Origin of the sequence: Pseudomonas sp. SO81, assembly GCF_030374125.1 — a bacterium.
Classification (GTDB): Bacteria; Pseudomonadota; Gammaproteobacteria; order Pseudomonadales; family Pseudomonadaceae; genus Aquipseudomonas.
Genome location: NZ_CP126126.1, coordinates 4,710,250 through 4,736,903, shown reverse-complemented (window position 1 = coordinate 4,736,903; position 26,654 = coordinate 4,710,250). Strand labels below are relative to the sequence as shown.

The following is a 26,654-nucleotide window of genomic DNA, read 5'->3' as shown; positions in this document are numbered from 1 at the left end:
GCCCCTGGTCAGTTGTCCGATGCGGAGTCGCGGCGGAAGAACAGGGTCACCTGGCCCAGCTCGACGCCGAGCTTGCTCATGCTCGAGCGGTTGATGAGGGTGTCCTCGTCCATCAGGTACATCCAGTCATCGAAGTCCACTTCCCAGGTAGTGCCGTCTACCTCCAGGTTCAGTCGATAGCGCCAGCGCAGAGCATTGCCCGCCACCTCGCCCTGAGCCTCGCCGATCACGTCCGCGGCGCGCCCTCGCCAGCGCCCCTCGCCGGCCGGAACCAGGTTCCAGATCCGCTGTTGACGGGTCCCATCGCTGTAGAGAAAGCGCTCGTCGAGGATCAGCCGCTCACCCTCGCGGCGGCTGGTGATGTCGACCGTGAAGCGCTTGACCACCTCACCCGAGCGATTCTGGAAGATGCCCCAGGCCTGCACCGGACGCGAGAAGTACCCCGGCAGATCCAGCTGCGGGCGCTCATTGGCGTAGTGCTCGACCTCGACACTGCCGCAAGCGCTCAGCAGCAGGCAGCACAGCAAGCAGATTGCGATGCGCATCGTCGACCTCCTCATGGGTTTGTCTCGTTGAGCCCCAGCAGCTCGCGACGCAGCTCGGGATGGCGAGTGCGGGCGTCCAGCCAGATGGCGAAGAAGGCGCGGGCGAAGTCGGTGTCGGCCACCGCGTGACGGAACTCGCCGTCGACATAGAAGCTGCCACCCTTGCCCGGCTGGTAGAGGCCGGTGATGCGCTGGCCCGGCTGCACATCGACGAAGGCCTTGCGCATCTCGCCGTCCCAGGCCGCCAGGCGGGCCTCATCGAGCGAAGGGCCACCCAGCCGGCGCATCTCGTCCAGACTGGCTTGCACCAGGGTGTCCCGCGACAGCTCGCGGCGGTAGATCAGCTCCAGAGCAAAGGGTTGTTCCCAGTTCACGGGGGCCGCAGGGCTCCACAGGCGCGCCTGATACACCCGCCAGCCGAACCAGGTGAAGTCACCCTGGCCGACCAGCGCGGCGCCGGGAAGCTCGCTACGCCAGTCCGCCCAGGCCAATGGCGCCGCCATCAGCAACCACAGCAGGGCAGTACGGCGCAGCGTCGGGGAAGTGGAAATGGCCAAGACCATGGCGATTCTCTAGGTCAGCTCACACGCCACAATACTTATACAAACACAAAATTCTGTATAGGTTTTTCAGAAATCTTTCGCCAGTCGGTCGTGCGCGCCTGTCGGATCTCACAAGCGAACTCAGCAACATCGACGGACAACCTCGGCTGGAGCGGCGTACTGCGGCTCTGTTCATTACATATGATTCTCCGTATATTCGGAAAACCATATGTAATGAGCGACCGCCTTGCTGACCCCGCCCGAGCTCTTCAAGTGCCTCTCCGACGAGACCCGCGCCCGCGCCACCCTGCTGATCGCCGAGCACGGAGAGCTGTGCGTCTGCGAACTCATGTGCGCGCTAGACGATAGCCAGCCCAAGATCTCACGCCATCTGGCCCTGCTGCGCAGCGCCGGCCTGCTGCTCGACCGGCGTCAGGGCCAATGGGTCTATTACCGGCTCAATCCGGAGTTGCCGGCCTGGGCCGCAGAAGTGCTCAAGCTGACCCTGCAAGCCAATGCCGACTGGCTGGCGAGCGACACCTCCCGCCTTTGCAACATGGATGGGCGCCCCGTCCGTACCTGCTGCTGATCCTCACCCGTAAGAGTCCGCCATGCTGATTGCCGCTGCCGTCTTTCTGTTCACCCTCGTTCTGGTCATCTGGCAACCCAAGGGCCTTGGCGTTGGCTGGAGTGCCGCGCTGGGAGCCTTCATCGCCCTCGCGGTCGGTGCGGTATCGCTGCAGGACATCCCCACCGTATGGGCCATCGTGTGGAATGCCACCGCGACCTTTATCGCGGTGATCATCATCAGCCTGCTGCTCGACGAGGCCGGCTTCTTCGAATGGGCCGCCCTGCATGTGGCGCGCTGGGCGGGTGGCAACGGCCATCGCCTGTTCGCCTTCTGCGTGCTGCTGGGCGCCGCCGTTTCCGCGCTGTTCGCCAACGACGGTGCAGCACTGATCCTCACGCCCATCGTGATCTCCATGCTGCTGGCGCTGCGCTTCTCCGCCGCCACCACGCTGGCCTTCGTCATGGCAGCCGGGTTCATCGCGGACACCGCCAGCCTGCCGCTGGTGGTGTCGAACCTGGTGAACATCGTCTCGGCGGACTACTTCGACCTGGGCTTCGCCGAGTACGCATCGGTAATGGTGCCGGTCAACCTGGTAAGCGTCGCCGCGACCCTGCTGGTGCTGTACCTGTTCTTCCGCCGCGACATCCCGGCGCAGTACGCCCCCGAAGTGCTGAAGGCGCCCGCCGAGGCAATCCGCGACCGTTCGACCTTCGTCGTCGGCTGGTGGATGCTGCTGGTACTGCTGGTCGGCCTGTTTGCCCTTGAGCCCCTGGGCATCCCCATCAGCGTGGTGGCGGCGGTGTGTGCGGCCACCCTCTTCGCGGTAGCGGCCAAGGGGCATGTGATCTCCACTCGGCGAGTGCTGCGTGAGGCGCCCTGGCAGGTGGTGATCTTCTCGCTGGGCATGTACCTGGTGGTCTACGGACTGAAGAATGCCGGCCTCACCGACTCCCTCACCCTGGTCCTGAATCGCCTCGCCGAGCAGGGCCTGTGGGCTGCGGCCCTAGGCACCGGGCTGCTGTCGGCGGCCCTGTCCTCGGTGATGAACAACATGCCCAGCGTGCTGATCGGCGCGCTGTCGATCCAGGCCAGCGACTCCAGCGGCATCGTCCGCGAGGCGATGATCTACGCCAACGTCATCGGCTGCGACCTGGGCCCGAAGATCACCCCCATCGGCAGCCTGGCCACCCTGCTCTGGCTGCACGTGCTGGAGCGCAAGGGCATCCGCATCACCTGGGGCTACTACTTCAAGGTCGGCATCCTGCTGACCCTGCCGGTTCTGCTTGTCACCCTTTCGGCCCTGGCCCTGCGCCTAGCCATTTGATCTTCGGGAGCACAATATGCGAGTTCTCTTCATGTGCACGGCCAACAGCTGCCGCAGCATCCTTTCCGAGGCGATGTTCAATCACCTGGCGCCCGAAGGCTTCGAGGCCGTCAGCTCCGGCAGCTTCCCCAAGGGGCAGGTGCTGCCGCGCAGCCTCACTACGCTGCAGCAGGCCGGCATCTCCATCGACGGGCTGAGCAGCAAGGGTAACGATGCGTTCGAGAGCAACCCGCCGGACATCGTCATCACCGTCTGCGACAAGGCGGCGGGCGAGGCCTGCCCGGTGTACTTCGGCCCGGCGCTGAAGGCTCACTGGGGCCTGGAAGATCCGTCCGACGTGCAAGGTGACGAGAGCGAAGTGGATGCGGCCTTCCGTGCCACACTGGCGCGTATCGAGCAGCGCTGCCGCGCGTTCCTCGCCCTGCCCTTCGAGCGCCTGAGCCGCGACGAGCTCAAGCGTGCGCTGGACGGCATCGGCACCCTGTAAGCGCCTATCGTCCCGAAACCGGAGAGTGTTATGACCAGTGCAGCGCTCCAGTTGACGGCCGTTTCGCCAACCGGGCTTGCGGCTCTCGCCCAGGCGCTGCGGGAGGCAGGGATACCGGATGATGATGTGGCACTTCCCGGTCGGGTCTTCTATGCCTTCCAGCTCGCGGGGCTGCACGTTGGCTATGCAGGGCTGGAGGTCCATGGGCCAGTTGCGCTGCTGCGCTCCGTGCTGATCGTTGCGCAGCACCGAAAGCGCGGACTCGGCAGCCAGGTGGTCAGCGAGATGGAAAGACTCGCACGTGACAGCGGAATCGAGAGCCTGCACCTGCTGACCACCAACCAGGCGCCGTTCTTCGAGCGAATCGGCTACCTGCCGGCGCCGCGCCAACTGGCGCCAGCCGAGATAGCAGGAACCGCGCAATTCCAATCGCTCTGCCCAGCCTCGGCCCGCTACCTGCGCAAAGCTCTCGCCGGAAATGCTCGGGCAGGCGACGAGGCTGCATGGCCATAAACCAGCTGATGATCGGCCGGGCCTGCTTCATCGTCAGGGCCGAATCGCTACCCAATGGCTACAACCAGCGTCCGGGAATGACCCTGCTGCTGGCGGATGGTGAGCCACTGGCGCTGGAGATCGACGGCCAGTCCGTTGCGACGGCAGATGCCTGGCTGCTGGCTCCGGAGATCCGGCGCCGCTTCGTCCGCCCACAGGCGCACGTCAGCATCACGATCGAGCCGAGCCACCCCGCCTATGCACGGCTGCTGCGCTGGGCGCGCATCAGCCCGAATGCGGCGCATCGCTTCGAGGTGGCCGCCGCGGATCGAGCCCGGCTGGCCGCAGTAGCGACGCAGCAGGCGTTCGATGCCTGGCTGGATGCCTTGCTGACCGACAATCGGCAGCCATCGGCCGCCGCCAATCCGCGCCTGGAGCATCTGCTGGCCCTGGTACAGGACGCCGACATCGAGACCACGGCGGAGCAGGTCTGGCAGTCCTTCCGCCTGCGCTACCCGAGCACCCAGGCCCACTGCTCGCACTGGCTGCAGGACAGCATCGGCATTCCGCTGCGCAAGCTGCTGCTCTGGCAGAAACTGCGCCGGGCCCTGGAGTCACTGAGCGGCGCCCATGGCGCGACCGAGGTGGCCCACGCCGCCGGCTTCGCCGACTCGGCCCACCTGTCACGCATCTGCCTGCGCACCTTCGGGCTGCGGCCATCGCAGGCCAACGACCACAAAATCCTTCAAGTAAACCGCTTCCCGGATTACTGACACTGACCTCCTCGCATTCTGAGGAAAGTGTCATGCCCCATCTCGATACCTGGGTCGTCAGCGGCCTGCTGATAGCACTGGGCAGCCTGGAGCTGCTCGCCGGGCGCATGCTCAACAGGCGGCAGTCGGACGAGCTGGCGGTCGATGTCGTCAGCCTTGCCCAGTTCGCCCTGCTGATCAAACCGCTGATCATCACCACTGCCGCACTGGCGCTCGCCCAGTGGGCTCCCGGCTGGGCCGACAGCCTGGCGGCGATGCCACTCTGGCAAGCCGTTCTGCTGGTGGTCATTCCGGCAGACTTTCTGCACTACTGGTACCACCGCCTGGGCCATACGCTGCCCTTCATGTGGCACATGCACCGCACCCACCACACGGCGACCGCGATGAGCATCAGCGTGGCCTACCGAGAGAACTGGCGCTGGTTCATGTTCATGCCGGACATCTGGTACGCCGGCGTAATGGTCTACCTGGGTCTCGGTGAGGCAGTGCTGATCGGCCACCTGATCTTCGGCTGTGCCAACGTGCTGGTACACAGCGCCTTCGCCTGGGACAGTGGCCTGTACCGCATCCGCTGGCTTTCGCCCCTGGCCTGGCTGCTGGAGCGCACCGTGCAGCTCCCCAGCACCCACCGGGCGCACCATGCCGAGCTGGATGAACACGGCAAACCGCCACACCATAACTTCGGCCAGCTGCTGTACCTCTGGGACACGCTGTTCGGCACGGCCAACTTCACCCGCGCCCGTTATCCGACTCGCTATGGCATCCCTCATGATCCGGGCGACCCCTGGTGCGTCCAGCTGTGGTGGCCATTCTGCAGATCGAAGAAGCCAGAGAGCGAGTACAGCTGAGCGCCCAAGGAGGTCCGCTTCTGGTCGTTTGCAGTCGCTCGTGAGGGGCTGCTACCGGCCAAAAGCGGACTATCCCAGGCCTGCTTTAACACCGACCGCCCAGCCTGAGCTCGATTGGCGAAGAGCACTCCTACAACCACTCCAGAGCACTCCTACAGAATCACCGAAGGCGATTGACGAGACTGCCAGCAACCCAACTTGCTGGAGTGTCAATCATGAAAAGCAAAGCCTCTTCCACACTGCTGGAAAACTTCCGTCGTAACAAACTGGCCCAGGCCATCAGCATGGTGCTGGCCGGCCTTTTCAGCCTGCGCGTCGCCGAGGCAGAGGCCGAGGATGCCGTGGTCGAAGCCGGTCCGGACGAGCTCAGCTTGCCGTCGGCGGCCGGATTGGATATCGGCCCGCTGGGTGGCGCCCGCCTGCTGGGAAGCGGCCCGAGCATCACCGTCGGTGACGAGAATGGTATTGCCTTCGATCTCTCCGACGGCGCGCAGCACTCGATCTCCGACACCACCATTCACCTTCCCGCTCGCTTCACCACCGGCATCAATGCCAGCGGCGCCGGTACCGACGTGAATGTCGATCGGCTCTCCATCGATGGGCAGACCCACGCCGTCGCGATTCGGGTCGCCAATGGCGCTACGGTCAAGCTGTCCAACAGCACGGTCAGCCCCTTGGCGCCGCTCCATATCGACCCGGACGGGCATCTGCTGGTCAGCGACTCGACGCTGCAATCTGAGCTCCACGTGTTCGGGCAGAATGCCACCGCCCAGGTTATCGACAGCTCCCTGCAGGGCGTACAGCCGTTATGGGTCCAAAGTGGCGCCACACTGGACATGCGAAACAGCGACATCGATGCCGGTTACAGCGGCATCATGGGCGCCGGCGGATGGGAGGGCGTGACACGGGTGAACCTCGACGGTGTCACGGTCAAGGCCGAATCTGGCCAATGGGGCACGCGCGCCATGGATCTGTATGCCCTGGCTCGAAACGATGAGCTACCGGACGAGGCACCGAACCTGGTTGCCTCGGTGAAGAACAGCCTGATCAGCGCGCTCAATCACCGCGAGGGCTGCGAAAGCTGGGGGATCGCCGCATACGGCAACTCATCGGTGATCCTCGATAACAGCCGCGTCGAGGCGCACGCCACCGTCAATCCGGGGACCGCGATGGGCGCCTACCTGCTCCAGGACAGCCAACTCGAAGCGCGCAATGGCAGTAGCATCGTGGGCCAGAGCGACGGCATCGAGCTGCGCGAGCGCAACACCCAGTTCGATGACAGCCTGCGCGTGACCCTGGACGACAGCAGCGTGATCGGCGAGACCGGCGCGGCGTTGCACGCCCGCCTCTTCGCCAAGGCCGACGTACGGGTGGCCAACGGCGCCACCCTGCATGGTGGCAACGGCAACCTGCTGGAGGTCGACAGCCAGGCCGAGGTCAATCTGACCATCGATAACAGTACCGTCGAGGGCGATATCGTCAGTGATCGTGCCGAGGCCGTATGGTACCGCGGCGTCAACAAGGCCCCCGGGGAGTCGTCGTGGGGCCCCGCCATGAGCTCTGCCAATGTCAACCTGCAGAACGCCGCCACCTGGACCGGCACGGCCACCAATGTCGACGCCATGGCCATCGATGCCGACAGCCGTTGGAACATGACCGGCGACTCCAACGTCGCCAGCCTGGCCAACCACGGCACCGTTGCCTTCCAGCCGGGCGGAGTGTTCAAGACCCTCACCGTCGAAGGCGACCTCAGTGGCAGCGGCACCTTCGCCATGAACACCGATCTGGCCGCCGAACGCGGCGACCTGCTGCGGGTGCTGGGAAATACCCGCGGCGGACACCAGCTACTGATAGCCGACTCCGGCCACGAACCGGGCGCCGCGAACGGCCAACTGATGGTGGTCGACGGCAACGGCGGTGACGGCCGCTTCGCCCTCGCCGGCCGGCCCTACGTGGATGCCGGTGCGTTCCGCTACAGCCTGCAGCAGCAGGGTGATGACTGGTACCTGCGCAACATAGCGCTGGTACCGGTTGATCCAGTCGATCCGGTTGATCCGGTTGATCCGGTTGATCCAGTCGATCCGGTTGATCCGGCCCACCCGGCAAAGCCCAACCCTCCACATATCGACCCGCGTCCAGAGAGCCTCTCCGATGGTGCCAACGCCGCCTTGGGCAACCAGGCCGCCACCGCCACCCTGTGGAGCGCCGAGATGAACGCGCTGGTGAAACGCCTCGGTGAGCTGCGCATGGGCGAGGACAACGGCGGCGTCTGGGCCCGTGGCATCGGCAAGGCCTTCGAGGTCGACAACGGCAGCAGCCGCGGCTTCGACCAGGATGTTCGGGGTCTTGAGGTCGGCGCCGACACCGCCATCGATTTGGACGGTGGCAAGCTCTACGTCGGCGGTATGGTCGGCACGGCCACCTCCGAGCAGAACTACGGTGACGGCGGCAGCGGCGAGATCGACAGCAAGCTGATCGGTGCCTACGCCACATGGCTCGACGACAACGGGTACTACATCGATACCGTCGCCAAGTACAACCGCCTGGACGGGGAGGTGAAGACTCGCAGCAACTCCGGCGAGCAGGTCAAGGGCGACTACGAGACCGATGGTTACGCCGCCGATGTCGAGGTCGGCCGGCACATCGGGCTGCGGGATGGCTGGTTCGTCGAGCCGCAGGCCGAGCTGACCTACACCCACACCGAAGGTGCCGACTACATCGCCAGCAACGGCCTGAAGGTTGATGCCGACGACAGTGACTCGCTACAAGGCCGGGTCGGAGCGCTGGTCGGCAAGACTCTGCAGTTCGACAATGGCATGGCTGCGCAACCTTACGTCAAGGCGTCCTACGTGCACGAGTTCGCCGGCGAAAGCTCGGTGAACGTTAACGGCTACGAGCTGGACAACAAGGTCGCCGGCTCGCGTACCGAGGTGGGCCTCGGTGGCATCCTCCAGGTCAGCGAGAAGACCAAGGTATCGCTGGATCTCGAGCACGCCCGTGGCGACGAGGTCGAGGAACCCTGGTCGGTGAACCTAGGCGTGCGCTTCCTCTGGTAGTTCATCAACCCTATACAAAGCCCCGGTTGAGCCCGGGGCTTTTCCATGTCCGCCGTACCCATTGCATTGCGCGAGGCGATGTCGGAGCAGGTGATCTAGGCTTCCAGCCAACGGGAGGGATACCCATTGAGCCGGATTCTGATCGTCGACAGTTACCCTATCCTCCGCCGGGCGATGAGGCTCAGGCTGGAGGCCGCGAGCCACGAGGTGCTTGAGGCCGACAACGGTCGGGACGCCCTGGACTCGATCCGCCAAAGCGCGCCCGACCTGGTCATGCTGGACCTGGCCATCTCGCAACCGGGCGGACTCGAGCTGATCCGCCGCCTGAAGGGCCAGGCCTCCAGTCCGAAGATCCTGGTCTATAGCGCAGGCGATACGCGGCACATGGCGGTGCGTTGCATGCAGGCCGGCGCCGATGGCTTCGTCAGCAAGCGGGAAGACCCGGACGGTATGGCGATTGCCGTGCGGGCACTGCTGAAGGGCCGCAGCTACTTTCCCGGCGAAGCCCTCGCAGAGCTCGGGCCCAACCACAGGGGCGAGCAGCATGATGAGCTGCAGCAGTTGTCGCCACGGGAGTTCACCGTGCTGCAGCAGCTGGCGGCGGGCAGCTCCAACCAGGCCATCGCCGAGCGCATGTCGCTCAGCTTCAAGACGGTCAGCACCTACAAGGCGAGGCTGATGCAGAAGCTACACGTCGGCTCGCTGGTGGAGCTGGCGGAGGTCGCCAGGAGGCACGGGCTGCTGGCCAGCGACGAGGCGGGGCTGGGCTTCCTGCCGGCCGTCTCGGCGGAGCAGTTCCTCCTGCAGCGCGTGCTGGACAGCATGCCGATGCGCGCCCATGTCTGCGACCGCAACGGACGCCTGCTCTTCTGCAACCAGGCGTTCTGCGAGTTCACCGGCATGGACCTGGAGCAAATGCGCGGGCGACCCGTCGTGGAGCTGGGCTGGTCGGCAGAGGGCGTGGACGCCGAACAGGCGCAGCAGCGCTACCTGACGGCGGTCCAGCGTGCGGAGCCCTATTCCGGCGAGCGCGTGCTCCATGTCGATGGCCGGCGTTACCCGACGCAGATATGGGCCTTTCCCTACCGAGACAGCAACGGGGAGCTGCTCGGCATGATCTGCTGCGGACAGGACCTCTCGCGCCAGGAATCGAAGTTGCTGGAACTAAGCAACGCCTGGCACCACGCCGAGGCCGAGACCCGCTCCACCGCCAGGGTGCTGGAGCACCTTGGTGGCCTGCTGCGCGACCCGCTGGAACAGCTCGGTGACCGGCTGCGCCGTATAGGCGCGGACTTAGGAGCGCAGCGACATCCCGCGATGCAGGAAGCAGAGCAGATTCTCCAGAGAATGCAGCAGCTGAATCGGCAGCTGGACGAGCTGGCGGCGTTGGAACTCGGCACCCTGCGCATGGACGTTCGGGGCGTCGATCTGCGCGAGCTGGTATCTCGGGTAGCGCACCGACACGATGCCCAGGCGTGCGATCGCGGCATCCGTCTGTGCACTGACCTGGATAGCGTGGCCGTCGAGCGGATCTGGATCGACCCCGACCGATTTGCGCAGATCCTTGATCACCTGATCGGCTGTGCCCTGCGCAGCGCCGACTACGGCAGCGTCGCAATCACCCTGGCCACCACGCCACGGCCAGACGCCCAGGCCGATGTTCACCTCACCGTCGGCACCACTGATCGACAGGCGCTGCAGCCGGTTCCAGAGCCGCTCGAATGGAATCCAGACAATATCGGCCAAGGTGAGATGGGCCTGGAATGGGTGCTCTCAAGGCGCCTGGCAGAACAGCTCAATGGCGCGCTCGAACGGCGTGGCTCGGCTCAGGCAGGTTGCCTGTTCACACTGAGCATCTGCGCTGCACAGGCGCGCTGAGACTTACACCTGCTCGCGGAGGGTGGATCGGAGCGCCGAGTCCGCTGCGAAAGAATGAGGGTCTCGGATGCCGGGCATCCGACCCGGGCACTGCCTATGGCACAAGGTTCCCGACTGCAGCTGGCCCGAGAGCCTTCTGACCGCCTCGGAGTCGTCCATCAATCGCTGCGCGGTATCGCAGATACGCGCCGCCATGCGGGCGTCGCTGGATAACCGGGAAAGCTCCATCAGCAGCATGGCGGCGTTGCGGCTTTCATTGGCGCTCTCGCGCAACGTCCGAAACATCAACCAGGTCGAGTTTGCCATGACTCCTCTCCTCAGCTTCAGCAGGCCAACGTGTTTGGCCGATAGCCCCAGCTTCGTTTGAAGCCAGTAGGTTTGCTGTAGGAGAAATCTGGAGCTGGTGTAGGAGCTTGATAGGAGGTCCGCTTTTGGCTGGAAGCGGACGCAGGGCTGTCGGTCAGGAGCTGCCGCTCACAGACGACCGCTTCCGGCCAGAAGCAGCCACGTCCGATGACGTCATGCTCAATCGACCCGCAGCATCCCAATCCTGCTTTCCGTGTTTGAGCGAGTCGCCTCAAAGAATCATGTGCTCCAGCTCGCCAACCCCCTCGATGGACAGCTGCAGAGTATCCCCCCTCTCGAGCAAGCGGCCATTCTCGATTCCGCACCCGCCAGGAAGCGTGCCGGTGCCGATCAGCTCCCCGGGATAGAGCGGCTCGGAACTGGACAGGAAGGCCAACAGATCTCCCAGCGAATAGCGCATGTCTGCGGTGGAGGTTTCCGAGACCAGCTCGCCATTCAAATGCACAGTCGCCGTAAGCGAGCCTATCCGTGGAAGCACCTCATCCGCGGTCGTCAGGATCTGCGAAATGGAGGACAGGAAATGCTTGCACTTCTGCGGGCCGAAGCCGGAACGCATCTCTGATCGCTGAATATCCCGTGCGGAAAAGTCGTTCAGGACGACGAAACCGCCAATAGCATCCAAGGCCTCATCGGGCGTGGCGTTGAACAGCGGCTTTGCCAGCACGATGCCGAGCTCCAATTCGTAATCGAATGCTTGGGTGTGGCTCGGATACTGCACGGGCGTGTCACCGGGAACGATCGTCAGGTGGTTGCTGAAGTAATAGATCGGCTGGCGCTTCCAGAGCGCCGGCGGACGGAAGGCCGGAAAAGGTGACTGGCTGAGGTGTTCGTAGAGCTGAGTGATTCTGAAGACGGTTGGCATGAAGCGCCTGACGAATCCCCGTGATGCCTGGATCCAGTGCTGCTCGAACAGCATGCAGTCACGGAACGAGCGCGGCTGAAAAGGCAGCACGCCCCCTCCTTCGCCTGGGGCAGCCGGCGCGAGCTCTTCCAACCACTCCGGAATTACTGCGTCGGGAGCTCCCGTCACAATCTCAAGCCGCGACCCTTGAGGGGTGTTGACGTCGCATATGCGTCGGACCTTCATGGACAAGCCTCATTATTGTTCGTTTTAGTATCCAACTGGCTTCAATGGCGCCACGCTCGATTGCGCCTGAGGATTTAGGGACGCCCGCAAGCGCCCCTCGGTATCACAACCAAGTGGACAGGCTGATCGACCCGAATTGGTCGTGCTCGCGCTGGGTCTCGAATTCGCGACTGCGCCAGACGTTGGCAAACGACAGCTGCCAGCGATCCCAGAGCATTGCTACTCCCAACTGAGCATCGCCCACCCATTTCTCCCGATCCACGGAGTGGCTATCTTCGAAGGTGTTGCCGTCGAGGAGCATGTTGTGCGCCATGAAGCGCCCTTCGAGGTTGGCGAAGACGAACCAGCCGAGGCCCTCACCGGGCTTGAAATACTGGACGCCACTGGGTGCGGGCGTAACGGAGAACTGGCTGAAGCTGCGCGATAGCCCCTGACCGAGGCGAACACCGGCACCGGTGGATGCGTAGGTATAGAGATTGCCGACTGCCCCGCCGACGCTCGGCCCGTACTCCAGCTCCAAACCTCCCAGGCGGTTCTGCAGCCACCAGCGTTTTTCATAGCCCAGGTTTACAAAAGGCTCGTTCTCGAGCTGATGGTCCCACCCTTCCGGCGCATCGCTCCCTGTCGCCTTGTGCACCGCCCGTTGCAGCCTCTCGCCTCCCGCCCCCTGGCCAACGAGGCCCACATCGAGCGTGAAGGTATCGGTCTTGCGCAACCCTTCAAGCTGTTCTGCAGAAAACAGCGTCACACCGCCGAAGAACATCCCGGCGTAGGGGCGATCATCCTCCTGCAGCTCGGCGGCTTCGATCTCCTCGGGGGTGTAGAGCTGGTGGCCGAAACGGTATGCGGAATACGTCAGGTCACTTGCCGACCAGCCCGGCAGAATGCCGGCGAGGCTCCTGGTCCAATGCTCCTGCGCGGGCTCGAATGCCCAGAAGCCTTCGATTCCGTTCGTATAGTGGCCATCCTGACCGCCCGTGACGACGTCGTTTTCGACCTTCAGCGAAAAGACTTCGGCGTGCACGCCGCTGGCAACCAACAGGGAAGTTACCAGCATGCCGATAGCAGAGGCTTTCATGATTTGCTCCTTTTCCAGTGCTTGCGAGGACAGGCGGCTGAGCCGCATCAGTACGAAAACAGGCGTTGGGTTTGGGCATTAACACGCCCTGGGACTGGCGCATCTTGCATAGGCGCCCCTCGTCCGGATCCCGGAGGTCCGAGAGTGATGAGCCTCTCCGGGTCAAGCTGATTCGGGGAAACGACGCTCAGTCGCAGGAAAGGCCAGCTCGACAAGCCGCTCCGATTCCTCCCAAAGTCGCGCGGCGTCAGCAGTACTCAGCGCTCTCGGCGGGATGAAAGCGGGGGATGGAGAACCGCGAGTCTCACTGAGCCCGTTCGGACCGTAGTAACCGCCGCGCTGGGCATAGGGCGCCGTGGCGGCGAAGAGAGTGGGTAGCGCCCCCTGTGCCGCGGGCTGGAACAGGAACCACAAATAGCGGCGGAGCATCCCTGGCACGCTTCGGGCGCCCATGCCGTTGGGTATCAGTTCGGTGCGTGCGATGCCCGGGTGGGACGCGATGCTGTGGATGCCCCAGCCCCCCGCATTGCTGCGACGCTGCAGTTCGAGCGCGAACATGAGGCAGGCCAATTTGGATTGGCTGTAAGCCACCATCGGCTTGTAGTCGCGCTCTGACTGCAGGTCGTCAAAGTCGATGGCGCCGTTTCTCGCCGCCACGCTCGAGAGGCTCACCACACGCGAGCACTTGCCGTTGCGCAGCAAGGGAAGCAGCTGAGCCGTCAGAGCGAAGTGCCCCAGGTAGTTGGTGCCAAACTGCAGCTCGAAGCCATCGGAAGTTTCCCGGCGCGTCGGCGGTGTCATGACCGCAGCGTTGTTGATCAGCAGGTCCAGACCGTCGTGCGAGTAGCGCAAGCGCTTCCCGAAGGTCTCTATGGATTCGAGACAGGCCAGGTTGACCGCCTCGAAACGAACGTCTGCGGCCGGCACCACCTGGCGAATCTGCTCGATGGCCGCCGCACCTTTCAAAGGATTCCGCCCTGCGACAATGACCTGGGCACCGGCTTGGGCCAACGCCAGTGAAACCTCGAAACCGATACCGCCGGTTCCTGTCACCACGGCCGTTCGGCCGCCTTGAAAGGGAATGTCAGAAGCTTTCCAACTGGCCATGATCTTTGCCCCGCAGAAGGGATGGAAGGTATGCTGAGTGCACTTTTATAAGCACTCAGTGCTTAATTTATCTGCACTGAGTGCAACATTGCAGCAAGGCGTAATCAAATGTCAAAACCTTCTCGTTCCAGCGGCCACCCACCTGCGGAGGGCCTGCGTGAGCAAAAGCGCCGGGAGACGCACCAACGTATCGTCGACACCGCGCTGAGCCTGTTCCTGGCCAACGGCTACGAAGCGACGACACTGGACGCCATCGCTGCCGAAGCCGGCATTTCGCGGCGCACCTTCTTTGCCTACTTCAAGTCCAAGGACGACATCCTCATGTCCTTCATGGATGCCGGCTGGGCCAGCATGTGCGCCGACCTGCTCAAGACCTCGCCGGATGTACAACCGCTGCACGCCGTGCGCGATGTCATGGCGAAGCAGATATCGAGCTACACCACCGAGGAGATGACGTCCCTCGACAACCTGATGCGCTCAAGCGAGTCACTGCTCGCGCGCAAACAGATCTTCTACGCAGAGCAAGAGCAGGCGCTGTTTGCCACGCTCTGCGAAGTCTGGAGACAACCCGAGCGCCAGGTGGCGCTGCGGATGGTGGCGATCGTCTGCATTGGCGCGATGAAACTGACGACTCAGGCCTGGGGCAACCAGAGCGGGCACAAGAAGCCGATGGCGGAAATGTTCTGTGAAGCCCTCGCCAGCCTGAAGCCCGAGCTTTGAGCATGCCCCTCCCCTCAAGCATCGGGGCGTGACCAGGTCTGCTGCAGCGACTGCCTCTTCCCACGCCCCAGCGACAAGCGTGTCGCGGCAATGGCGTTATCCAGAGACGAGCGCAGCAGGTTGGAAATCTTCGGCCGCTCGGGCGTTGCGCGAACTGCCCGCTCCATGGGGTCCATCGCCGGCAGAATACGGGGGAAGGCTCCACCACACAGCGCGCCCCCTGGTAACGAGGCATGCGCGTAATGGATAGGCATGCGCCTGGCTGAAGGCGCATAGACCACGTCGTCACCGGTCCAGCGCAAGGCCAGGGCACGTCGGCGACGAGTTCTCGATTGGTTGCCGTACGAGCCATGCAGCGTCAGCGGGTGGAACATCAGGATGTCGCCCGGCTCCATGTCCCAGTCGAGCAGCTCATAGCGCTCGGGATGGGCATTGATGTCCGGGATATCGTCCATCTCGTCATCGATCATCGCCGCCACGTAGTCCGGCGAGATCGCCTTGAAGCGCTGCGGCCACTTGTGCGAGCCCTTCACGTACAGCAGCCCGCTGTTCTCGCGATTGACCGGATCGCAGGGAATCCAGAACGAGCAGATCTGCTCGCCGCGAATCGGCCAGAAGCTGAGGTCCTGGTGCCACGGCGTCGGTGCATCCGTACCGGGCTCCTTGACGAACATCTGGTCGTAGAAGAAGCGAACCTCCTGGGACCCCATCAACTGTTGGGCCCAGCGAGCGAAGGGACCGTAGTAGATCAGATCGCGCAGAGCATCGATGCGCTTCCAGAGGAAGATGTCCATCTGGTAGCCCTCCACCTTGCGTGACATGAACCGTCCCACCATGGATGCATTGCTACGCGCCTCCTCCAGGCCGCTTTCGATCATCGCCATCCAGTTCGGCTCGATCGCCCCCTTGATCATCACCACACCATCGTCACGGTAGCGCTGGATTTCCTCGGCAGTCAGGACTCGTACGGGGTATGCGGGATAGGACATGGTTCAACTCCCTCGGCACAGCGTGCTCGACTTGTTATTGGAATAGGGAAATCGTGGCAAAACTCAATATTGAGAGATTACTCAATTTTGAATAATCTGCCACAAAAGAACCGCACCCTCAATAACGACAAGAGACCGACATGCACAACAACAAGACCACGCTGCCTGCAACAGTGGACATACTGATCATCGGTAACGGTCCCGTAGGCGCCACAATGGCCACATTGCTCGGCCGCTACGGAGCTCAGACACTGGTCGTGGACAAGGTCCATGAGGTACTGACCATGCCTCGCGCGATCGCCCTCGACAACGAGGCGCTGCGCATCCTCCAACAGGCCGGGCTGGCCGAGGATGCGTTCGACAAGATCGTCATACCCGAGGTGCGCATGCACTGCCCGATGGTCGGCCAGTTCGGTCGCGCCAATACCAGCGGCAGCCTGGACGGCCATCCGAAGCTGGTGACCTTCTATCAACCGGACCTGGAGCACTCGATGCGCGCCCAGTCCCGCCACTTCGCCAATGTTCAGCACCTGGGTGGCTTCGAGCTGGTGGACCTGATCCAGGATGACACCGGCGTGCTGGCCATCCTGCGTGGCGAAGATGGCAGCCAGCAGCAGGTCCGCTCGCAATACCTGGTAGGTGCCGATGGGGCCAGCTCGAAAGTGCGCAGCCTGATCGGCCAGGACTTCCAGGGCACCAGCTATAGCGAGGACTGGCTGATCGTCGACGCGGCCGAACGCGAGGAGCAGGCCATCGACCACGTCGAATTCATCTGCGATCACCGCCGCCCTACCCCGCACATGCCGGCACCTGGCGGACGAGAGCGCTGGGAATTCATGCTCCGGGCCGGCGAAACCCGTGAGCAGGTGGAGGACGATGCACACATCGCTACCCTGCTGCAGCCCTGGATAGCGTCGGACCAGCTGAAGGTCGAGCGCAAGGCGGTCTATCGATTCCACGCGCGTTGCTGCGAGCGCTTCCAGAGTGGCCGGGTGTTCCTCATCGGCGATGCGGCGCACATCACCCCGCCCTTCGTCGGCCAGGGGCTGGTGGCCGGCCTGCGCGATGCCGCCAACCTGGCCTGGAAACTCGCCTGGGTCGTGAATGGGCGCGCCAACTCAAAGATTCTCGACAGCTACGACCAGGAGCGCCGCCCTCATGCTCGCGAAATGATCGCGCTGGCGAAACTGATGGGGAGCATGGTGATGCCCAAGAACGCGCCCTTGGCCTTCCTGGGACACGGGCTGATGCGGTCATTGCGGCTGATCCCTTACTTGAGATCACTGTTCGAGGAGTTGGAGATCAAGCCGAAGAACAACTTCAAGCGTGGCCTGTTCATGCCGGTGGTCCGTGGTCGCCGGCTGCGTCGTGGCGGGCTGTTCCCGCAGGGGCTGGTGCGTACGCAGAATGGCAGCATCGGCCTCAGCGACGACAGCCTCGGCGACCACCTGACCCTGGTCGGCTTCGGCATCGACCCTTGTAACCACCTGGACGAAGAAATTCGCCGCTGCTGGGAGGGCTGCGGCGGTCGCTACCTGCACATCGGGCTGCAGGGGCAGAAGAGCCGTGCCACTACTCCCTTTATCGAGGACCTCAACTACGCCCTGCTCGGCAAGGCACCCGCCGGCTCGCTCGCGGTGGTGCGCCCCGACCGCATCGTCATGCATGAAGGCCCGCATGCGCAGGCCGGCAAGCTGATCCGGGAAAGCCTGGCGCTGCTCGGCTATTGAGTGGGCCTGCCCCAAATGCTGGCGCTTCCTCTATCATCGGGCCTACTTCTCCAGCGAGTGGCCCAATGAGCAACACAGCCCAACCCGATGCCCCTCTGACCCGCGGCCATAAAAAACGCGAGCGTACCCGTCAGAGCCTGATCGAGGCCGCGCTGCGCCTGTTGGCGCGCAAGGAAGTCGGCGAGGTCGCCTTGCTGGAAGTGGCCAGCGAGGCGGAGGTTGCCAGCGGCACCATCTACAACTATTTCCGCACCCGCGACGAGGTCATCGAGGCAGTCGGCATCGCGCTGGCTGACAAGTTCTCCGAGACCATTTCGGCTCTCAGCATCGGCGTGAACAGCGGCGCCCTGCGCCTGGCGATTGGCGTACGCATGTTCATTCGTCGTGCGGCAGCAGATCCGACCTGGGCCAGCGCGGTCATTCGCGTGGTGCATTTCGATCAGGCGATTCGCTCGAAAATCGCCAATTTCGTCCTGGTCGATCTGCGTGGAGGCGCGGAGGAAGGCGTCTTTTCCTACCCCGATGAGAATATTGCTCGTGATCTGGTGGTGTCCTGCGTGGTTGGCGGGATGCGCGCCGTCATAGAAGGACGTGGCACCCAGGAGCACGACAGCCAGGTCGCGGAGATGGTGCTCAAGGCCCTCGGCACCACCCCGGCCCGCGCGCGCAAACTTGCCCAGCAGCCGCTGCCCGGCTGAGTCTCGCAGCCGAGCTCCCGCTTGCGTCATCTGTCAGCCCTCAGCTGCAGGCTTTAGCGCCAGCCATTCGAAGCAGGCAGTGCTGCCGCTGGGGCATCGCTGGATAACCTCAGAAACAACTCCGTTCGACTACCAGCCCTTCTCCCTGCGCCCTCGCCACTCTCCCGCCACGCCGCCCGCCTTGCACTCGCATCTTCACTGGCCGGCATCTGCTCGACCCTTAAAAATGCTCATCAAACGATAAAAACAAAATCGGTTGACCAAAATTGAACATTACTGTTCAATTCACTCATAGCGAATCTGGAGGCATTCCGTTGACCCGTCTCAATCAAGCTCAGCGCCGTATTCACCAGGCAGCCCTGCGTCTGTTTGCCGAGAAGGGGGTCATGCAGCTGAACATCAGCGACCTCGCCGAGGAAGCGGGAGTGGCACGCGGCACCATCTACAACAACGTGGAGACGATGGAGCAGCTGTTCGAGCAGGTGGCCAGCCAATTGAGCGGCGAGATGCACCAGCGCATCGCTCTCAGCTTTGCCGGTGTCGAGGACCCGGCCGAGCGTCTCTCCAAGGGCGTGCGCCTGTTCATCCGGCGAGCCCACGACGAGCCCCACTGGGGAGCGTTCCTCAACCGCTTTGCGCTGAGTAACGCCTCGATGCGGGAAATGCTCTACAGCCAGGTCACCGTCGACCTGCTCCAGGGGCTACAGACTGGTCGCTATCAGATTCGCCAGGAGACTCTGGCCAGTGTGATCTCGCTGATTGCCGGCGCCACGCTGGGGGCGATCTTCATGGTGCGCGAGGGGATAAAAACCTGGCGCGACGCAGGGGCCGAAGCCGTTGAGCTGCTGCTTCGCGCCCTCGGAGTTCCCGCCGAGGAAGCGCTGCGCTTGGCGAGGCTCGATTTACCACCCCTACCCGCTGTGGACTGACTGTTTATTCGGTTTCTAGCGACCCCGCCATTCGGGGTCGAAGGCGAAGCCTTGCCTGAAAAAAGTGCGGAGAACAACAATGACAATACCGAGCATGCAACCCCCGCTGGTAACGCCCCAGCCCGCCAGGCATCCCCAGCCCACGGTGAAGGCCACGGCGCTTGCCCATCTGATCTTCGAGCGACCGGACCTGAAACTGGCTGAGCGCTTTCTCCTCGACTTCGGCCTGCGCGTGGCTCGCCGCGATGTCGACAATCTTTATATGCGCGGCACTGGCAGCGCCGCCTATTGCTACCAGGTCCGTCGTGCCGAGAAGACACGCTTCGTTGGCCTCGGCCTCGCCCTCGCCTCCCGGGAGGACCTGGAAACCCTCTCGCGCCTGCCGGGCGCCTCTCCCATCCAGCCCACCCAGGCCCCGGGTGGCGGCGAAAAGGTCTGCCTGACCGACCCCTCCGGGTTCGTCGTGGAAGTCGTGTTCGGTCAGGCACCCGCCGAAGTCATTCCCCATCGGCCCGCGCTGCCGCTCAACCAGGTCGACAGCCATGCCCGTATCAACGGCACGCAACGCCCGCCCATCGCTCCGCCGGAAGTGATCCGGCTGGGCCATGTGGTGTTGGAAGTTGCCGACTTCCAGGCCACTTGCGCCTGGTACACCCAGCACTTCGGCCTGATTCCCAGCGATGTCCAGGTGCTGCCGGACGGCTCGCCCGCCGTCGCCTTCATGCGCCTGGATCTGGGCAACGAGCCGGCCGACCACCACACGCTGGCCATGGCCCAGGGATTCATGGCGACCTACAGCCACAGCGCCTACGAAGTGGTCGATGCCGATGCCGTAGGCGTTGGCCAGCGCGTCCTGCACGAACGTGGCTGGAAGCATGCCTGGGGTATCGGCCGGCACATTCTCGGCAGCCAGATCTTCGATTACTGGCAGGACCCCTGGGGCGACAAGCACGAGCACTACTGCGACGGTGATCTGTTCACCAGCGAGCAGCCAACCGGGCTGCATAGCGTGAGCCCGGAAGCCATGGCCCAGTGGGGGCAGCGTATGCCGAAGAGCTTCACCAAGCCGGCGCTCAACTTCACCAATTTGCGGCTGCTGCTGCGCAACCTGCGGCGCAGCCCAGACCTGACCTGGCGCAAGCTGGTGATGCTGGCGCGGCTCTTCGGCTAGCCGGCGCCATGAAGATCTGGAGTCGCCGCACAGCGCTCAAGGCCGGGTTGACCCTGGTAGGGGGAGCCTTGCTGCCGACTTCGACGAACAGTTTCACAGAACAACAACACTCAGCCTCCGTGCCACCACCCTCCTCTTCGGGAGCCATTGTCATGCCCGTTCATGTAGTCCGCTTCGAACACCAGAACAAGGTCCAGTGGGGCGTCATCCGCCAGGACCGCATATCGATCATCCCCGGTGAGTTCGCCACCACCGGCGAGCTGATCCGGGAGACCCGCATCAGCGAGCTGGCCGAGGTGCGCGGTGATGAGCTGAGCCTGGATGCCGTCACCCTGCTGTCGCCGGTGACGCAGAACCAGCAGTTCGTGTGTCAGGGCGCCAACTACCGGCAGCACATGATCGAGTCGGGAATGGACCCCGACGCGAAGAACTTCAACATGATCTTCACCAAGGCCTCCAGCTGCATCGTCCCGGCGAACAGCCCGCTTATCAAACCGCGCGTGGTGCGCTTCCTCGATTACGAGATCGAGCTGGGCCTGGTGCTCAAGCGTGAGATCACCGGCCAGGTGCAAGTCACGGACGCCAACCTGCATGAGTTCGTGGCCGGGCTGGTGATCGTCAACGACTACTCGGCGCGGGATATCCAGATTCCGCAAATGCAGTTCTACAAGGGCAAGAGCTTCCGCACCTTCGGCCCGGTCGGGCCGTACCTATGCCTGCTGGAAGCCAAAGACGTGGGCTATCTCAAGCGCCTGCAGCTGCACCTGAGCGTCAACCAGCAGACACGCCAGAACGATAGTACCGCCAACCTGGTACATGGTCCCGCGGAAACCCTCACGGAGCTTTCCGGCGTGCATGACTTCGCCGCCGGAGACCTGATCGCCACCGGCACGCCGGCAGGCTGCGCCCTGACCATCCCGTCGCCCGCCAAGCAGCGCATCGGCGCGCTGCTGCCGGAGTCGGTGAAATGGAAGGTGTTCATGAAAGCCCAGGAGGGCCGCAGCAGCCACTACCTGAAGGCAGGCGATGTGGTGGAGGCTTCCATCCGCAGCGCCGATGGCGCCATCGACCTCGGCGTACAACGCAATGTCGTGGTGGAGCAAGCCTGATGGCCGTTCGCTCCCTGCACGATATTCACGTCCTCGAAAGCCCGCCCCTGACGCAGCGGGGCCTGGCCGCGAGCACCTACGAAGCCTTGCAGCGCTGCGCCGCAGCCTATGCCGACGCGCCGGCGCTGAGCTTCTTCCTGCAGAGCACGGACTATCAGAACACTCATGACTGGAGCTACGCCGAGCTGTTCGCCGATATCACCCGGGCGGCCAATGCGTTCCATGACCTGGGGATCGGCCCCAAGGATGTGATCGCCTTCCTGCTGCCGAACTTGCCGGAAACCCACTTCACCATCTGGGGAGGTGAAGCCGCCGGCATCGTCATGGCGGTCAACCCCATGCTGGAAGCCGCTCAGATCGGTGACCTGCTGCGCGCCGCCGGCGCGAAGGTAGTGGTAACGCTGGCACCCACTCCGGGAGCGGATTTGTGGGACAAGCTCTCCAGCGAGCTGGAGCGCCTGCCGTGCGTGCAGGACATCGTGTGGGTGGACATGACGCCCTATGTAGGCGCGCTGTCCGCACTCGCCCTGCGCTGGATGGCTGCACGGGAAAAATCCCGTCACCGGGGACGGCGCATTCACAACCTGCGCGCCCTGATGCAGCGGCAGCCCCAGGCCCGCCTCAAAAGCGGCAGGCAGATTCGATCGGATGAGCATTCGTCCTACTTTTGCACGGGAGGTACCACCGGCCTGCCGAAGATCGCCATCCGCACCCACGGCTCGGAGGTGTTCAATGCCTGGTCCATGGATGCCGCCACTCAGCCGAGAGCTTCCGGTCAGGTGATCTTCTGTGGCCTGCCCCTCTTCCACGTCAACGGTCAGCTGGTGACCGGGCTCATGCCCTGGACCCATGGTGACCGGGTGATCATCGGCACGCCCCAGGGCTACCGTGGCGAAGGGGTCATCGCCAACTTCTGGGCCATCGTCCAGCACTTCCGGATCACCTCCTTCTCTGGTGTGCCCACCGTCTATTCGGCGCTGCTGCAGCATCCGGTAAACGGCTTCGACATCTCCAGCCTGCAGTACGCGCTGTGTGGCGCGGCGCCCATGCCGGTCGAACTGTTCCGCGAGTTCGAACGCCGCGTCGGGGTGCGCATTCTCGAAGGCTATGGGCTGACCGAAGGCGCCTGCGTCTCCTCCAGCAACCCTCCGGACGGCGAACGGCGAGTCGGCTCCATCGGCCTGCGCCTGGCCTACCAGGACATGCGCGCGGTGATACTCGACGACGCGGGGATCTACCTGCGCGATGCCGCCGTGGATGAGGTCGGCGTGATTGCCATCCATGGCCCGAACGTGTTCGCCGGCTACCTGGACAGCAGCCACAACAAGGGGGTCTGGATCGAGATCGATCGCCGGCGCTGGCTCAATACCGGTGACCTGGGCCGCCAGGATGCCGAAGGCTATTTCTGGCTGACGGGCCGCAAGAAGGAGCTGATCATCCGTGGTGGCCACAACATCGATCCCAAACAGATCGAGGAGGCCCTGCAGGCGCACGCCGCCGTCGCGCTGGTGGCCGCCGTCGGCAGCCCGGACGCCCATGCCGGAGAAGTACCCGTTGCCTACGTCCAGCTCGCTGCTGGGCAGAGCACCAGCAGTGCCGAGCTGATGGCCTTCGCCAGCGCCAATATTCCCGAGCGCGCGGCGGTTCCCAAACGCATCGAAATTCTCGACGCCCTGCCAGTGACGCCGGTCGGCAAGATTTTCAAACCCGCGCTGCAGCAACGCGAGATCGCCCTGGTCATTCGCCAAGAGGCCCAGGCACTCGGCATTTCCGAGCTCGGCATCGACGTGATTCAGGACGCCAAGCGCGGCCTGGTCGCCCAGATTGCCGTCGCGTCCGAGCAGGCCGCACTGGCCCAGGCGCTGGGCCGTTACAGCTTCCCCATCGAATGGCACAGCACGCCCGGGAGGTCATCCATTGCCCCACCATCTGCCCAGCTAACCAGCTGATCTAGCCCCGTAGACACCGATGGCCGTCGTTCCTCCACGGCCAATGGGCCCGGCTGTGCCCGCAAAACGGCCAGAACGACTTCGCCACAACAATAACAAGAGGTAGTGAAATCCATGACACGCATACAACCGCCATGGCGGCTGGCTCACCTCGCCACCGCCATTACCGTTGCCACGCTCACCAGTACCGCCGCGTCGGCCGTGACCTTTCAGATAGGTGAGGTCGAAGGCCAGCTCGACTCCAACCTCGCCATCGGCGCCAGCTGGGCATTGCGCAACCCCGACCCGGATCTCCTGCACGACCCGGCCTCGGATGACGGCAGGCGCAACTTCAAGAAGGGCGAAACCTTCTCGAAGGTGTTCAAGGGCATCCACGATCTGGAGCTCAAGTATGGCGAGACCGGCGTGTTTCTCCGGGGCAAGTACTGGTACGACTTCGAGCTGAAGGATGAAAGCCGGCTCTTCCGCGACATCGAGGAGCACAACCGCAAGGAAGCGGCGCGCTCATCGGGTGCGCAGCTGCTGGATGCCTTCGTCTACCACAACTACCAGATCGGCGATCTGCCTGGCACGGCGCGTGTGGGCAAGCAGGTGGTGAGCTGGGGCGAAAGCACCTTCATCCAGGGCGGCATCAACACCATCAACCCAGTCGATGCCTCGGCCTTCCGCAGGCCCGGCGCCGAGATCAAGGAAGGACTGATCCCGGTCAACATGCTGTACCTCTCGCAGAACCTGACCGAGGAGGTTTCCGTCGAGGGTTTCTATCAGCTGGAATGGGACCAGACCGTCATCGACAACTGCGGCACCTTCTTCTCGCCAACCGACGCACTGGCCGACGGCTGTTCGGGCCTTTACGCCCCGTCGGGCGCCGAGATTCCTCGGATAGGTGATCGCGATGCACGTGATCAAGGCCAGTGGGGAACCGCCCTGCGCTGGTTCGCGCCCGAACTGGACAGCGAGTTCGCGGCCTACTTCATCAACTATCACAGCCGTATGGCTTACTTCAGTACCGTCGGTGCCACCACGTTCGGTGACCTGGGTACCTCCAAGTACTTCGTCGAATACCCCGAAGACATCCGGCTCTATGGCCTGAGCGCCAGCACCATGTTGCCGACCGGCACCACCCTGGCCGGCGAGATCAGCTACCGGCCCAACATGCCGGTTCAGATCAGCCCCGTGGATCTGGTGATCGCCTCGTCCGGTGTCCCGCCGCTGTCCCCCGTGCTGTCCAGCGGCAGCGTGCAATTCGGTGCGGGAGAAGACATCACCGGCTATCGGCGCAAGGAAGTAACACAGGCGCAGGTGACCGCTACCCACTTCTTCGATCAGGTGATGGGCGCCGATCGCCTGACGCTGGTCGGCGAAGTCGGCGTGGTTCATGTCGGCGGGCTGGAAGGCCAAGGCGACCTGAGATATGGCCGCGCCACTGCGTTCGGCCAAGGAGAACTTTATCCAGACAACAGTCAGTGCCGGGGGCTGACCAACGCCTCGACACCGAACAACTGCACGGACGATGGTTTCGCCACCAGCACCTCCTGGGGATACCGCGTCCGCGCCATCTGGGAGTACAGCAACCTGATTCCCGGTGTGGATCTGCGCCCCAACCTCGCCTGGTCCCACGATGTCGACGGCTATGGCACCGAGCCTGGCTTCAACGAAGGCGCCAAGGCCATCAGCCTGGGCATCGATGCCAGCGTCCTCAGCACCTACAGCGCCAACCTGTCCTACACCGACTTCTTCGGCGGTGACTACAACACCAACATCGATCGTGACTTCGTCGCCTTGAGCTTCGGCGTTGCCTTCTGAATGAGTGATCACAATGAAAATAAAATCCCTGATCCTTGCGACTACCTCTCTTTCCCTTGCCATTCACTGCACGGCCCAAGCCGCTGTGTCTGCCAGTGAGGCAGCCAAACTCGGCGACACGCTGACACCGATTGGCGCCGAGAAAGCCGGCAATGCCGATGGCAGCATTCCCGCCTGGACCGGTGGCCTCGACAAGGCCGCGGCCAGTGTCGACGCAGCAAGTGGGAGGCCGGCCAATCCCTTTGCCGACGAGCAACCGCTGTTCACCATTACGGCCGAGAACCAGGAGCAATACGCCGACAAGCTCAGCGAAGGGCAGCGCGCGATGTTCAAGCGCTATGCCCAGAGCTATCGCATGCGGGTGTTTCCCACGCACCGCAGCGTGACAGTGCCCGAGCAGGTGCAGAAAGCCGCCGCGCGCAATGCTGTCAGCACCACGCTGATATCCAACGGCGACGGTCTGAAGGACTTCGAGACCGCCATCCCCTTCCCGATTCCCCAGAGCGCAATCGAGGTGATGTGGAATCACCTGACCCGCTACCGCGGCGGCAGCGCCCGCAGAAGTTACGTGCAGGCCACACCGACGGCGAACGGCACCTATACACCGGTGCATTTCAAGCAGCAGTTCGCCTATCGGGACCAGTTGAACGACTTCGACCCGGCGGACCCGGGCAACGTGCTGTTCTATTACCGCGAGCTGATCACCGCCCCCGCACGCCTGGCCGGTGACGTGGTGCTGGTCCACGAGACCCTCGATCAGGTCAAGGAACCGCGCAAGGCCTGGATCTACAACTCGGGTCAGCGCCGTGTCCGCCGCGCCCCGCAGATTTCCTACGATGGCCCTTTCCCGGCCTCGGAAGGCCAACGCACCTCGGACAACCTCGACATGTTCAACGGGGCGCTGGATCGCTATGAGTGGAAGCTGCTGGGCAAGAAGGAGCTCTACATTCCCTACAACAACTACCAGCTCGAATCGGCCGAGCTGAAGTACTCCGACATCGTCAAGCCGGGCCATATCAATGCCGATCTTCCCCGCTATGAGCTCCATCGGGTTTGGGTGGTTGAGGGGAACCTCAAGGCAGACGCCCGGCACATCTACGCCAAACGGGTTGCCTACATCGACGAGGACACCTGGCAGATCGCCCTCCTCGACCATTACGACGCACGCGGCACCCTGTGGCGAGTTGCCGAAGGCTTTATGACCCCTATCTATGACAAGCAGATTCCCATGCTGGGCGTGGAGGCGCTGTACGACCTCATCAACGGCCGATACATCGTTTCGGGAATGCGTAACGAGGAGAAGGATCCCCTCGAATTCGGCTTCAAAGTCTCGTCTGCCGAATACACCCCGACCGCTTTGCGCAACGCCGGTGTTCGCTGAGCAGAGGGATGCTGGCAC

At 63.6% G+C, this 26,654-nt stretch carries 24 protein-coding genes; 17 read left to right on the top strand and 7 right to left on the bottom strand.

Annotated elements, in window-relative coordinates; all coding sequences use genetic code 11:
- Positions 1-8 precede the first annotated feature (8 nt).
- Entirely contained in the window at positions 9-545 is a 537-nt protein-coding gene (locus tag OH686_RS22695) for a DUF3833 domain-containing protein (RefSeq protein ID WP_289535419.1), read from the bottom strand.
- An 11-nt stretch (positions 546-556) separates the two neighbouring features.
- Complete coding sequence (locus OH686_RS22690) at positions 557-1,108, bottom strand: chalcone isomerase family protein (RefSeq protein WP_289535417.1); 552 nt, start codon at positions 1,106-1,108, stop codon at positions 557-559.
- A 226-nt stretch (positions 1,109-1,334) separates the two neighbouring features.
- On the opposite strand from OH686_RS22690, the gene OH686_RS22685 reads away from it, so the two are divergent.
- The 8 genes from OH686_RS22685 (at position 1,335) to OH686_RS22650 (ending at position 10,516) form a co-directional block, all read left to right on the top strand.
- Positions 1,335-1,676: a metalloregulator ArsR/SmtB family transcription factor gene (locus OH686_RS22685; protein WP_289535415.1), complete on the top strand. Its 342-nt coding sequence runs from the start codon at positions 1,335-1,337 to the stop codon at positions 1,674-1,676.
- Positions 1,677-1,698: 22 nt separating this feature from the next.
- On the top strand, positions 1,699-2,982 hold the full coding sequence (locus OH686_RS22680) for an arsenic transporter (protein WP_289535413.1): 1,284 nt from the start codon (positions 1,699-1,701) through the stop codon (positions 2,980-2,982).
- 16 nt (positions 2,983-2,998) lie between these two features.
- The gene (locus OH686_RS22675) at positions 2,999-3,469 is read left to right on the top strand and encodes an arsenate reductase ArsC (RefSeq protein WP_289535412.1); all 471 of its coding nucleotides are present in this window, start codon (positions 2,999-3,001) and stop codon (positions 3,467-3,469) included.
- A 30-nt stretch (positions 3,470-3,499) separates the two neighbouring features.
- Entirely contained in the window at positions 3,500-3,982 is a 483-nt protein-coding gene (arsN2, locus tag OH686_RS22670; RefSeq protein ID WP_289535410.1) for an arsenic resistance N-acetyltransferase ArsN2, read from the top strand.
- On the top strand, positions 3,973-4,734 hold the full coding sequence (locus OH686_RS22665; RefSeq protein ID WP_289535409.1) for a helix-turn-helix transcriptional regulator: 762 nt from the start codon (positions 3,973-3,975) through the stop codon (positions 4,732-4,734). Before arsN2 ends, OH686_RS22665 begins: the two co-directional genes overlap by 10 nt.
- A 32-nt stretch (positions 4,735-4,766) precedes the next feature.
- On the top strand, positions 4,767-5,582 hold the full coding sequence (locus OH686_RS22660; protein ID WP_289535407.1) for a sterol desaturase family protein: 816 nt from the start codon (positions 4,767-4,769) through the stop codon (positions 5,580-5,582).
- A gap of 215 nt (positions 5,583-5,797) precedes the next feature.
- The gene (locus OH686_RS22655; protein WP_289535406.1) at positions 5,798-8,638 is read left to right on the top strand and encodes an autotransporter outer membrane beta-barrel domain-containing protein; all 2,841 of its coding nucleotides are present in this window, start codon (positions 5,798-5,800) and stop codon (positions 8,636-8,638) included.
- 126 nt (positions 8,639-8,764) lie between these two features.
- Positions 8,765-10,516 carry a response regulator gene (locus OH686_RS22650; protein ID WP_289535405.1) on the top strand — a complete coding sequence of 584 codons (1,752 nt, stop codon included), beginning with the start codon at positions 8,765-8,767 and terminating at the stop codon, positions 10,514-10,516.
- Between the two features lie 3 nt (positions 10,517-10,519).
- Here OH686_RS22650 and OH686_RS22645 read toward each other — a convergent pair whose 3' ends face one another.
- From OH686_RS22645 to OH686_RS22630, 4 genes are all read right to left on the bottom strand, one after another.
- Positions 10,520-10,822, bottom strand: coding sequence for a hypothetical protein (locus OH686_RS22645; protein WP_289535404.1), 303 nt, complete (start codon positions 10,820-10,822; stop codon positions 10,520-10,522).
- A gap of 271 nt (positions 10,823-11,093) precedes the next feature.
- Entirely contained in the window at positions 11,094-11,969 is an 876-nt protein-coding gene (locus OH686_RS22640; protein WP_289535402.1) for a fumarylacetoacetate hydrolase family protein, read from the bottom strand.
- Positions 11,970-12,072: 103 nt separating this feature from the next.
- On the bottom strand, positions 12,073-13,047 hold the full coding sequence (locus tag OH686_RS22635; protein WP_289535401.1) for a lipid A deacylase LpxR family protein: 975 nt from the start codon (positions 13,045-13,047) through the stop codon (positions 12,073-12,075).
- A 162-nt stretch (positions 13,048-13,209) separates the two neighbouring features.
- Complete coding sequence (locus OH686_RS22630; RefSeq protein WP_289535399.1) at positions 13,210-14,154, bottom strand: SDR family oxidoreductase; 945 nt, start codon at positions 14,152-14,154, stop codon at positions 13,210-13,212.
- 108 nt (positions 14,155-14,262) lie between these two features.
- Between OH686_RS22630 and OH686_RS22625 the strand changes: the two genes are divergently transcribed.
- Positions 14,263-14,874 (top strand): TetR/AcrR family transcriptional regulator, encoded by a 612-nt coding sequence (locus OH686_RS22625; RefSeq protein WP_289535397.1) that lies wholly within the window; start codon positions 14,263-14,265, stop codon positions 14,872-14,874.
- A 14-nt stretch (positions 14,875-14,888) separates the two neighbouring features.
- Here OH686_RS22625 and OH686_RS22620 read toward each other — a convergent pair whose 3' ends face one another.
- Complete coding sequence (locus OH686_RS22620; protein WP_289535396.1) at positions 14,889-15,863, bottom strand: phytanoyl-CoA dioxygenase family protein; 975 nt, start codon at positions 15,861-15,863, stop codon at positions 14,889-14,891.
- A 140-nt stretch (positions 15,864-16,003) separates the two neighbouring features.
- Between OH686_RS22620 and OH686_RS22615 the strand changes: the two genes are divergently transcribed.
- From OH686_RS22615 to OH686_RS22580, 8 genes are all read left to right on the top strand, one after another.
- The gene (locus tag OH686_RS22615; protein WP_289535395.1) at positions 16,004-17,593 is read left to right on the top strand and encodes a bifunctional 3-(3-hydroxy-phenyl)propionate/3-hydroxycinnamic acid hydroxylase; all 1,590 of its coding nucleotides are present in this window, start codon (positions 16,004-16,006) and stop codon (positions 17,591-17,593) included.
- Between the two features lie 65 nt (positions 17,594-17,658).
- Positions 17,659-18,291, top strand: a complete 633-nt coding sequence (locus tag OH686_RS22610; RefSeq protein ID WP_289535394.1) for a TetR/AcrR family transcriptional regulator — start codon at positions 17,659-17,661, stop codon at positions 18,289-18,291.
- Positions 18,292-18,605: 314 nt separating this feature from the next.
- Positions 18,606-19,220, top strand: a complete 615-nt coding sequence (locus tag OH686_RS22605; RefSeq protein WP_289535393.1) for a TetR/AcrR family transcriptional regulator — start codon at positions 18,606-18,608, stop codon at positions 19,218-19,220.
- Positions 19,221-19,314: 94 nt separating this feature from the next.
- Entirely contained in the window at positions 19,315-20,391 is a 1,077-nt protein-coding gene (locus OH686_RS22600) for a VOC family protein (protein WP_289535392.1), read from the top strand.
- Between the two features lie 152 nt (positions 20,392-20,543).
- On the top strand, positions 20,544-21,500 hold the full coding sequence (locus OH686_RS22595; RefSeq protein ID WP_289535390.1) for a fumarylacetoacetate hydrolase family protein: 957 nt from the start codon (positions 20,544-20,546) through the stop codon (positions 21,498-21,500).
- Entirely contained in the window at positions 21,500-23,449 is a 1,950-nt protein-coding gene (locus OH686_RS22590; RefSeq protein ID WP_289535389.1) for an acyl-CoA synthetase, read from the top strand. The genes OH686_RS22595 and OH686_RS22590 overlap by 1 nt, the downstream gene beginning before the upstream one ends.
- A gap of 114 nt (positions 23,450-23,563) precedes the next feature.
- On the top strand, positions 23,564-25,255 hold the full coding sequence (locus OH686_RS22585) for a DUF1302 domain-containing protein (RefSeq protein WP_289535387.1): 1,692 nt from the start codon (positions 23,564-23,566) through the stop codon (positions 25,253-25,255).
- Between the two features lie 13 nt (positions 25,256-25,268).
- On the top strand, positions 25,269-26,636 hold the full coding sequence (locus tag OH686_RS22580) for a DUF1329 domain-containing protein (RefSeq protein WP_289535386.1): 1,368 nt from the start codon (positions 25,269-25,271) through the stop codon (positions 26,634-26,636).
- The last annotated feature ends 18 nt before the right edge of the window (positions 26,637-26,654 follow it).